Source organism: Nocardiopsis sp. NPDC055551 (assembly GCF_053619415.1).
In genome coordinates this window covers 379,461-382,905 of sequence record NZ_JBSHJJ010000007.1, presented here as the reverse complement: position 1 = coordinate 382,905, position 3,445 = coordinate 379,461, and the positions used below count along the sequence as shown (strand labels likewise).

The 3,445-nt window shown below is 65.8% G+C and carries 1 protein-coding gene; it reads right to left on the bottom strand.

Annotated features, from left to right (window positions below):
* Window positions 1–984: 984 nt before the first annotated feature.
* The gene (locus ACWGSK_RS15590) at window positions 985–2,349 is read right to left on the bottom strand and encodes a DUF222 domain-containing protein (RefSeq protein ID WP_452456073.1); all 1,365 of its coding nucleotides are present in this window, start codon (window positions 2,347–2,349) and stop codon (window positions 985–987) included.
* Window positions 2,350–3,445: the final 1,096 nt, after the last annotated feature.

Sequence of the window (3,445 nt, the reverse complement as noted above, 5' to 3'; positions counted from 1 at the left end):
CGGGCCCCCTTTTTTTGTGTGTGGTGGGGTTGTGTGTTGGGGGGTTGTCTTTTTAGGCGGCCCCTTTTTTTGTTGTGGGTGGGGTGTCTGAGGTGGGGGCCCTCTGGTTTATGGGGCGCCTTGGGTGGTGGTCCTGTGGGTGGTCTGGCGGGTGTGGGGTGGGTGTGTGGGGCGCCTGAGATCGAGAGCCCACCGGTTCACGGGGCGGGGTGGGGGTGGGTTCTCCCTCCTTCCCCGCCGCGTGATTGTTGCCGCCCGCACCGCACGCGTCAAGGCGATGTTGAGTTGCTCGTCAGCGGGGTGGGTGGCCTTGACCCGTGCGGTGCGGGCGGCGGTTTGGCGGCTATCGGGGAAGGGGGGAGAGTGGTTGAGGTCCCAACGGCCCCGGGCCCTTCGGGCCCCGGGGGCCCGGGGGCCCGGTCCGGCCGTAGCCGGCCGGATTCCTTCCCTTCCGCCTGGTGTCCTCGTGGGCCGCGTCGCCACTACGTGACGGGTCCGGTCACGAAGGGCCCGCTACAGGTGGGACGGGTGGCGAGCCGCGTCCCCGCGGTAGCCGGCCCTGGCGTCCCTTTGGCGATGATCTTGCTCCTAGCGCCATGTTGGGCGCCCAACATGGCGCTACGGACAAGATCGTTTCTCTTCAGAGCCCCTCCACCGAAACCCTGAGGAGATACTTCCGTGAGAGGTGGCGCCGACCATAAAGGGCAAGGGGGTAGTGGGTAACCCGCAATGGCCACACTGCCCGTGGTGGGGGTGGCGCCGATAGGACAGATGGCCGCCGTAGGGCCGAGGGCGGCACTGTCCAGCCGAGACCCCCGATGGGAGTCATTCTGGCCCCTGGTGATGGCTCCGGGTAGGGGGTTCGTGGGGTTTCTGGCTCTGGGCATGCCGATATCCCCACAGGGCACGGGCCCTTGGGGTCTGACACCCAACCGGGGGTGATCTCGTCGGGGTGGTGTTCCACCTGGTGGAAACGGGTGGTGGTTAGGGGGCGGTGGCTGGGGCTGGCTCCCCCTCACCATCCCCGGACCCGCTGGTCTCGGTGTCCTGGTGGTTCTGGGCGTGGTGGTGTTCCCAGATCTGCCGGTTCACCTTGGCCTGCAACCGGTGCTTGAGCCGATTGTGGGTCGAGCACAGCACCTGCATGTTGTCGGCGCTGGTGGCCCCGCCGTGGGAGAAGGGGACGATGTGGTCGTACTGCGACCAGCTACGCGGCATGTCGCAGCCTTCGTGCCACTCGCAGTAGGGCTTCTTGAACCCCGCCGCTTGACGGACCGGGTCGGGGGCGCATCGCTGCTTTCGACCCACGTCCAACAGGGTCCGGCCCTGTTCGTCGGTCACGAACCGGCGCAGCCAACTGTGGGGGGTCAGGCGGGCCACCATCTGATCGGGCAACACCACACCATCCTCGGTGGTGGCGGGCTCAGCCGACCCGTCGCCCAGGAAGCGCTTCAGGGGGACGGTGATGTTGAGGGTCGCCAACGGTTGGCGGCTCAGGCTGGAGCAACCCCGGTGGGTCAGAGCGGTCTCGAAGATGCGCATCATCGCGTCATAGGTGCGCTGATGCTTCGGGACGGCGGCGTTCTCCGGCCCATACGGCTCGGTGTAAGCCTGCAGGGCGGCCTGGATGAGTTCGTGGTCGGCCCCAGGCCCCCACATCCGCAGCAAAAACCCGGACTCGAACGTGGGTGAGAATTGGGCGCCCCGGTTCTTGAACGTTTCATCGTAGTCCCGGTCGGCCTTATCCGGGTCCAGGCGGGCCATGAACCATTTCGCCGCGTCCCGCAGCTGGCGCACCGAGGCCTGCGGGCATTCCTTCTTATAGGCGATGAGCCCGTATTCTAACCGGGCCCGAAACCCCTCCGCCGAAGGACGCTGGGCACGGAATTCCTCATCCGCTGTTTCGAGGACCTTCGCCCACTCGGTGGTGGCCTTTTCGGTGGAGGTCGCGATGGCGCACGCTTCACCCAACGACAGGGCCTCGTTCTGGAAGGCTTCTTCCACCAGGGGCAACTGCTGCTTGTACAACGCCCGAGCGAGGGTGGCAAGGCTCTTGGCCTCGGCCGGAGAGGTCCCCCACTGGTGGGTGATCCACGCCTGGATGCTGCGCTGGCCACCCTCTTCCAACAGGACACCGGTGGCCTCCATACGGGCCAGGGCGGGCAGCATCCCGTAGCGGATCCGGTCTGTTTCCTGGTTGAGGCGGCCGAACTGGGCGAGCACCTCGGTTTCGCACCCGGACGGGATATCCCGTTCGGAGAATTCCACCGCCATCTCCCGCGCACCCGCCATCGCCTTATCGACCGGGGTGTTCCCGGTCGGGCGCGGTGCGTGGGGAGGAAAGCTCATACTCTGATTATATGCGAACACCCACGATAGCGACAGGCCTCCCTGCGAGTTTATTAGTCGAATTCTGGAGCTGGCATTCCTGCTATGTGAGAGTCTCTGTTTCGGGTTGCCCGCAACCTCTTTTCCTTATGGTCGGATCTGCCTATTGCGGAGATACTCCTGGCGAATTCGAGGGAAGGGGCTCTGAATGGAAACGATCTTGCTCCTAGCGCCATGTTGGGCGCCCAAATGGGCGCTACGAGCAAGATCATCGCTGAGAAGACCAGGGCCGGCTACCGCGGGGACGCGGCCCGCCCCGTGCCCCACCTGTAGCGGGCCCTTCGTGACCGGACCCGTCACGTAGTGGCGACGCGCTCAACGAGAACACCAGAGGGAGGGGGAGGGATCCGGCCGGCTGCGGCCGGAGTGGGCCGAAGGCCCACAGGGCCCGTTGGGACCTCAACCACTCTCCCCCCTTCCCCGATAGCCGCCAAACCGCCGCCCGTGCCGTGCGGGTCAAGGCCACCAGCCCGATCGCTACAGGACTCGACGTTGCCTTGACGCGTGCGGTGCGGGCGGCAACAATCACGCGGCGGGGAAGGAGGGAGAACCCACCCCCACCCCGCCCGACCACCGGCAGGTTCTCTACCTGAGGCGCCCCACCAGCAGACGTTGGGCAGCACGAAACCGGTGGTACCCAAGCTCCCCCTATATCAAGAGGAACATGCTGGGAGCTCCCGGAGCCACTGGAGATCGGTGGGCTGTGGATAAGTGCACGGTGGGGATATACCGCATTGGTGATCTGGGTTCATCCCATGTCGTAAGCTGGAGGATACGAGTACTACTATGCGCTGCTACTGGTCAAGGTGGCAGCGCTTTTGAATGTTGACGGACGGGTTCGATGACTGAGGAAAGCCGATCGGGAGACCGCGAGGACTCCGGAGCACACGACCACAGCGGTAACGGCTCCGGTGGGCCTGGCGGACGCGGGCGCGGTGACGACTCCCGCTCCCGGTCCGGCTACAGGGGATCCCGGGACGATCGCCGGGATGATCGTCGTGGTGGTGGGAACCAGGGTGACCGTCGTGGTGGTTATCAGGGTGGCCGGGGCCAGGAC

Excerpts from the sequence above, each read along its gene's own strand:
- ACWGSK_RS15590 (WP_452456073.1), bottom strand. The coding sequence starts at position 2,349 with ATGAGCTTTCCTCCCCACGCACCGCGCCCGACCGGGAACACCCCGGTC.